This window comes from Streptomyces corynorhini (assembly GCF_003346515.1).
Classification (GTDB): domain Bacteria; phylum Actinomycetota; class Actinomycetes; order Streptomycetales; family Streptomycetaceae; genus Streptomyces; species Streptomyces corynorhini.
Window position 1 is genome coordinate 1 of the sequence record NZ_QQNA01000332.1, and the last position, 6,490, is coordinate 6,490.

Consider the following 6,490-nt stretch of genomic DNA (forward strand, 5'->3'; position numbering starts at 1 on the left):
GCGGGGAGGGACGGAGCGGGGAACGAGCGGAGCGGAAGGAAACAGGGAGAGAAGGGGTAATAAATGGCCGGATCAGATGTGATCGGCGAGCGCGGACCGATCCGGATCAGTCGGGATCATTCGGGAATGGTCCGGACTGATCCGGATCGGACCTGAGCGGTCCGGTCGGCGAGATCGCACCCGGCGAGATCACGCCCAACTCCGTCACACCGGGCGAGATCAGACCCCGCGTGACGGAGCCGGAGAGGGCCGACGCGGCGGGACCGGTCGGGTCAGCGACAACAGGCGCTGCTGACGAGACCGAAGTCGACCACGCGGCGCTGCGTCAGCGGCACACCCACGGCGGCGGGCCGCCGGGCGTCGACGGGCTGCGGCGCGACGGCCACCCCGTTCACTGTTCGCAACATGGATCCAGGATGGCCGACGCCGTCCCGCACGTCCAACGACGATTCGCACTCATCATCGATCACGTTCTCTGATCGATCAGGGATTCGGTGCTAGCGTGCGCCCATGGCCCCCGTACTGGACATTACGGCGCTGCGCAGCCTCCTCGCGGTCGCCGACCGAGGCGGCTTCCACCGCGCCGCCGAGGCGCTGGCGCTGAGTCAGTCCGCCGTCAGCCAGCACGTACGGCGGCTGGAGAAGGCCCTCGGCCGCCCGGTCGTCGAACGCGCGGGCCGGGGCACCCGGTTCACGGCCGACGGCGCCCGCCTGCTGGAACAGGCACGCCGTATCGTCGCCGTCCACGACGAGGCGGTCCGCGTCCTCCTCGGCGACGAGGAGGACGCCGTCGTCATCGGCTCCACCGAACACGCCGCCGACCGGATCCTCCCGCTGCTCACCGCCGCCGTCCGCGAAGCGCGCCCGCGGTGCCGGGTGCGGTTCCGGATCGACCGCTCGGCCCGGCTGGTCGAGGCGGTGGACCGGGGCGCCGTCGATCTGGCCGTCTACGTCACCGAGGCGGCGGGCACCGAGGGGACCCCCGTCGGCGGGCTGCCCCTGAGCTGGTACGCGGCGCCGGACTGGACGCCGCCGGCCGCTCCGGCGCCGCTGCCGCTGGTGGCCATCGAGGACCCGTGCGCGATCCGCCGCCGCGCCCTGAACGTGCTGGCCGAGGGCGATGTCCCCACCACCGTGGTCTGCGACGCCGGCTATCTCGCCGGGGTCCTGGACGCCGCGCGCGCCGGGCTGGGCGCCGCGCTGCTGGCCTCGCTGGGCGAGGCGCCCGACGGGCTCAGCGAGCGTCACGACCTGCCGCCCGCACCGGCCATCCGGATGAGCGCCCACGCGCGCCGGGGCGCCGACCCCGCGATGGTCGCGGGCGCGGTCGGCGCCATGCGCGCGCTGCTCGCCCAGGACTTCGAGGGCAGGACCGAGCGGCCCGCTCACGCGTCGCAGGGTGCCGTCAGGTAGTCGAAGGTGCGCGTGACGTCCAGCACCCGCCGTACCGGAGGGGTGTAGAGCCGCAGGCACAGATCGCCGCCCGCCTGCCTGCTGGCCCGGCGCTGGCTGCGCAGGATGTTCAGCCCCGTGGAGTCCATGAAGTGCACCTGGCTGAAGTCCAGCTCGACCCGGTGGTGCGCCAGCGGCGCGAGCGTGGCGAAGAGGTCGGGCCCCGTGTCGCAGTCGAGTTCGCCTCGGACCCGGACCAGCACATGGTCACGCAGGGAGACGATCTCCACATGGAGGGGCTCGTACGACGGCGGCACGGAGATGGGACCTCGCTCATCCGGTTCGGTGGCTGGGTGACGGCTGGTTGGTGACGGCTGGTCGGTGACGGCTGGTCGGTGACTGTTTCTGGCCGGCCCGGCCGTTTCACGGGCCAGTGCGACGACCGGGGCACGTTACACCGTGCGATCCCGTGACGAGGTGTCAGGAAGGGCGCGCCGTCGAGCAGCCCGGTCATTTCGGCCACTGCCCGCTCACCGGCCTCATATGCCTCCGGAGTCCTTCAGGGCCTTTCCGGTGTCCTGCCGGGGCTCTTCCGGAGTCCTTCCCGAGCCCTTCCCGAGCCCTTCCCGAGCCCTCCCGAAACCCTTCCGGAGCCCTCCCGCGCGGTGTCGTCGCGCCCGGGAGGGCCTGGCCCTCAGCGCGGGGTCGTCAGCTCGATCAGCCGGCAGGCGGTCATGACGTCCGCCCGTACCTCCGCGCCCGACGTCCGCCCGGCCAGCCCGCTGATCAGGGCCGCGTGCCAGGTGTGCACGACGACCCGGACGGCGGAGAGCTGCTGGGGCGTGGGGCCGTGCGGACCGACGGCGGGTCCCATGGCCTCCAGCACGATCGCCGTCATCCGCCGCGACACCGACGCCACCTCGTCGCTCACGCCCCGGTCGGCGAAGGTCAGCGCGCGGAACATCGCGTCCGCCAGATACGGATCGCGCTGGATCCTGTGGCAGGCGCGCAGCAGGGTCTCGCCGACGCGTTCCGCTGCGTCGGCGCCGCTCGGGGGCCGTTCCCGCAGGGCGGCGTGCAGCTGTTCGAGCTGGTCGCGCAGGGTGGCGACGAGCAGATGGACCTTGGAGGGGAAGTACCGGTAGAGCGTGCCGAGCGCGACGCCCGCCTCCTCGGCGACCTCGCGCATCTGTACGGCGTCGAAGCCGCCCCGGCGGGCCAGCCGGACGGCGGCGCACAGGATGCTGCGGCGCCGCGCCTCCTGGCGCTCGGTCAGCGCGGCGGACGGTGCGGGAAGTGACGCCGGGTCGGCATCCGTTGTCATCCGTCCCCGTCCCCGTCCCCGTCCCCGTCCCGTCCCGTCCCCTCGGCCTGTCGACAGCATCGTAAGGGCGCGTGGTGGTGCGAATCACCTGATCGGACCGGGCGCTCCGAGGCTACCTGTCGGTAGATTCGGGGCGCGGGGCGCCCGCGCCCGCCGGATCCCGTCACCCGGCCGCGCGCGGAGCACCCCGGCGTACGAGAACTTGTTCTAGCTCGGCGCCAGCGGTTACGCTCCGCGAAATAACCCGAGAGCGCAGTGAAAAGGGGGCCGAGAGTGACCGCTGAGGCCATGGAAGCGGACACCGAACCAGGGCCCCGGGACGACGGGGGCGAACGCCCTCTGCGGATCGCACTGCTCAGCTACAAGGGGAACCCGTTCTGCGGCGGCCAGGGCGTCTACGTCCGCCATCTCTCCCGCGAACTGGCCCGGCTCGGCCACAGCGTCGAGGTCATCGGCGCCCAGCCCTACCCGGTGCTGGACGAGGGCGTACCGCTCACCGAGCTGTCCAGCCTGGACCTCTACCGTCAGCCCGACCCCTTCCGCACCCCGAAGCGCGCCGAGTTCCGCGACTGGATCGACGCCGTCGAGGTCTCCACCATGTGGACCGGCGGCTTCCCCGAGCCGCTTACCTTCTCGCTCCGGGCCCGGCGCCATCTCGCCGCCCGCGCGGGGGAGTTCGATGTCGTCCACGACAACCAGACCCTCGGGTACGGACTGCTCGGCGACCTCGGCGCGCCCCTGGTCACCACCATCCACCACCCCATAACCGTCGACCGGGAACTCGACCTCGCCGCCGCTGCCGACTGGCGCCGACGCGCTTCCGTACGGCGCTGGTACGGCTTCACCCGGATGCAACGGCGCGTCGCGCGGCGGCTGCCGTCCGTGCTCACCGTCTCCGGCTCCTCCAAGCAGGAGATCACCGACCACCTCGGGGTACGGTCCGACCGCATCGACGTCGTGCACATCGGCGCCGACACCGAGCAGTTCTCGCCCGATCCGGCCGTGCCCGAGATCCCCGGCCGGATCGTCACGACCTCCAGCGCGGACGTGCCGCTCAAGGGACTCGTCCACCTGGTCGAGGCGCTCGCCAAGCTCCGCACCGAACACCCCGCCGCGCACCTGGTCGTCGTCGGCAAGCGGGCCGAGGACGGGCCGGTCGCGCAGGCCATCGAACGGTTCGGCCTCGACGGCGCCGTCCGGTTCGTCAAGGGCATCTCCGACGCCGAACTGGTCGAGCTGGTCAGGGGCGCGCAGATCGCGTGCGTGCCGTCCCTGTACGAGGGGTTCTCGCTGCCCGCCGCCGAGGCGATGGCCACCGGGACCCCGCTCGTCGCCACCACCGGCGGCGCCATCCCCGAGGTCGCGGGCGCCGACGGCGAGACCTGCCTCGCCGTGCCGCCGGGCGACGCGGGCGCGCTCGCGGTGGCCCTCGGCCGCCTCCTCGGCGACCCGGACCTGCGCGCCCGGCTGGGCACGGCGGGCCGCGCCCGGGTGCTGGCCCGCTTCACCTGGGCCGGGGCCGCGCGCGGGACCGCCGAGCTGTACCGGGAGGCGATCGCCCGGCGGCGCGACCGGGGCCGTAACGTGGCGGCGGTCCGTGGAGGCGCTCGCTGATGCGGCGTCCGCCGTACCCGTACCCGTACCGCCGCCTCACCCGCAACGCCCGTACCGCCGCCTCACCCGCAACGCCCGTACTGCCCGCCTCACCCGCAACGCTCGCAACGCCCGTACTGCCCGCAACGCCCGCCTCACCCGCAATGCCCGTCCCACCCGTACTGCCTGTCTCTTCCGTACCGCCCGTACCACCGACCGCGAAAGCAGGACGACCCTGTGCTGACCGTGGACTTCACCCGCTTCCCGCTCGCCGCGGGCGACCGTGTGCTCGATCTGGGGTGCGGCGCGGGCCGGCACGCCTTCGAGTGCTACCGGCGCGGCGCTCAGGTCGTGGCCCTCGACCGGAACGCCGAGGAGATCCGCGAGGTCGCCAAGTGGTTCGCGGCGATGAAGGCGGAGGGTGAGGCGCCGCCCGGCGCGACCGCCACCGCCATGGAGGGCGACGCGCTCCATCTGCCGTTCCCCGACGAGTCGTTCGACGTGGTGATCATCTCCGAGGTCATGGAGCACATCCCGGACGACAAGGGTGTGCTCGCCGAGATGGTCCGTGTGCTGCGGCCGGGCGGCCGGATCGCGGTCACCGTGCCGAGGTACGGGCCCGAGAAGGTGTGCTGGGCGCTCTCCGACGCGTACCACGAGGTCGAGGGCGGCCACATCCGGATCTACAAGGCCGACGAACTCCTCGGCCGGATGCGGCAGGCCGGGCTCAAGCCGTACGGCACCCACCACGCGCACGCCCTGCACGCGCCCTACTGGTGGCTCAAGTGCGCCTTCGGCGTGGACAACGACCAGGCGCTGCCCGTCCGGGCGTACCACAAGCTCCTGGTGTGGGACATCATGAAGAAGCCCCTCGCGACCCGGGTCACCGAGCAGCTCCTCAACCCGGTCGTGGGCAAGAGCTTCGTGGCGTACGCGACCAAGCCGCACCTGCCCGTGACGGCCGCCTCCCGCGCCACGGACACCAAGTGACCCTGCCCAGGCGTGGCCCCGAGGCCACCGAACATCTCGTCCTGCCCGGTGTGCTCACCGCGGAACAGGCCGCGCGGACGGTGGCCGCCGTGCTGGCCGTCCAGCGCCCCGACGGCTCCATCCCCTGGTTCCACGGCCACCATCTGGACCCGTGGGACCACACCGAGGCGGCCATGGCGCTGGACGCGGCGGGCGAGGACGAGGCGGCGGCGCGGGCGTACGCGTGGCTGGCCAGGACCCAGAACGAGGACGGGTCCTGGTACGCGGCCTACGCCGACGCGGGCGCGGCCCCGGCGGACGGCCCGGTCCGCGGCGACGGCGCGGCCGTCGCGACCGACCGGTCCCGCGAGACCAACTTCTGCGCGTACGTGGCCGTGGGCGTCTGGCACCACTACCTGGCCACCGGCGACGACGGCTTCCTCGACCGGATGTGGCCCGTCGTGCACGCCGCGATGGAGTTCGTCCTGGAACTCCAGCAGCCCGGCGGCCAGATCGGCTGGAAGCGCGAGGCCGACGGCACGCCCGTCGACGACGCGTTGCTGACCGGGTGTTCCTCCGTGTACCAGGCGCTGCGCTGCGCGCTCGCCATCGCCGAGGAGCGCGAGGAGCCGCAGCCCGACTGGGAGTTGGCGGCGGGCGCGCTCGCCCACGCGATCCGCTCGCACCCGGAGCGCTTCCTCGACAAGGGCCGTTACTCGATGGACTGGTACTACCCCGTACTGGGCGGCGCGCTGACCGGGGAACCGGCCACGGCGCGGATCGCCGAGGGCTGGGACCGCTTCGTCGTCCCCGGACTCGGGGTGCGCTGTGTGCTGCCCAACCCCTGGGTGACGGGCGGCGAGAGCAGCGAACTCGCCCTCGCTCTCTGGGTGATGGGCCAGTCCGACCGGGCGCTGGAGATCCTCCAGTCCATCCAGCACCTGCGCGCCGACGACGGCCTCTACTGGACCGGGTACGTCTTCGAGGGCGACGTCGCCTTCTGGCCCGACGAGCGCACCTCCTGGACGGCGGGCTCGCTCCTGCTGGCGGTGGCGGCGCTCGGCGGGGACGAGGCGACCACCGCCGTGTTCGGCGGCGAACGTCTGCCGCTCGGCCTGGAACCCGACTGCTGCGGCTGACACCGGGGTCGGGACCCGCGGGGACCGGGGGCGGGGCCCGGAGGAGGAGCGGGGGCGAGGCCCGGAGGAAGGC

The 6,490-nt window shown here is 73.2% G+C and carries 7 protein-coding genes; 4 read left to right on the forward strand and 3 right to left on the reverse strand.

Going from position 1 to position 6,490, the window contains the following annotated elements; translation table 11 throughout:
* Positions 1 to 272: 272 nt before the first annotated feature.
* Positions 273 to 407, reverse strand: a complete 135-nt coding sequence (locus DVH02_RS36855; RefSeq protein ID WP_267899091.1) for a hypothetical protein — start codon at positions 405 to 407, stop codon at positions 273 to 275.
* Positions 408 to 510: 103 nt separating this feature from the next.
* On the opposite strand from DVH02_RS36855, the gene DVH02_RS31045 reads away from it, so the two are divergent.
* Complete coding sequence (locus DVH02_RS31045; protein WP_114627181.1) at positions 511 to 1,413, forward strand: LysR family transcriptional regulator; 903 nt, start codon at positions 511 to 513, stop codon at positions 1,411 to 1,413.
* On the opposite strand, the gene DVH02_RS31050 is transcribed toward DVH02_RS31045, so the two are convergent.
* Both DVH02_RS31050 and DVH02_RS31055 read right to left on the reverse strand, forming a co-directional pair.
* Positions 1,386 to 1,709, reverse strand: coding sequence for an STAS domain-containing protein (locus DVH02_RS31050; protein ID WP_158575964.1), 324 nt, complete (start codon positions 1,707 to 1,709; stop codon positions 1,386 to 1,388). The genes DVH02_RS31045 and DVH02_RS31050 overlap by 28 nt on opposite strands.
* Positions 1,710 to 2,086: 377 nt before the next feature.
* Positions 2,087 to 2,716, reverse strand: coding sequence for a TetR family transcriptional regulator (locus tag DVH02_RS31055; RefSeq protein WP_114627183.1), 630 nt, complete (start codon positions 2,714 to 2,716; stop codon positions 2,087 to 2,089).
* Positions 2,717 to 2,989: 273 nt separating this feature from the next.
* Between DVH02_RS31055 and DVH02_RS31060 the strand changes: the two genes are divergently transcribed.
* The 3 genes from DVH02_RS31060 to DVH02_RS31070 all read left to right on the forward strand — a co-directional run bounded on the left by DVH02_RS31060 (position 2,990) and on the right by DVH02_RS31070 (position 6,417).
* Complete coding sequence (locus DVH02_RS31060; protein WP_114627184.1) at positions 2,990 to 4,330, forward strand: glycosyltransferase family 4 protein; 1,341 nt, start codon at positions 2,990 to 2,992, stop codon at positions 4,328 to 4,330.
* A gap of 216 nt (positions 4,331 to 4,546) precedes the next feature.
* Positions 4,547 to 5,299 (forward strand): class I SAM-dependent methyltransferase, encoded by a 753-nt coding sequence (locus DVH02_RS31065; RefSeq protein ID WP_114627185.1) that lies wholly within the window; start codon positions 4,547 to 4,549, stop codon positions 5,297 to 5,299.
* A gap of 2 nt (positions 5,300 to 5,301) precedes the next feature.
* Positions 5,302 to 6,417: a glucosidase family protein gene (locus tag DVH02_RS31070; protein WP_407697701.1), complete on the forward strand. Its 1,116-nt coding sequence runs from the start codon at positions 5,302 to 5,304 to the stop codon at positions 6,415 to 6,417.
* Positions 6,418 to 6,490: the final 73 nt, after the last annotated feature.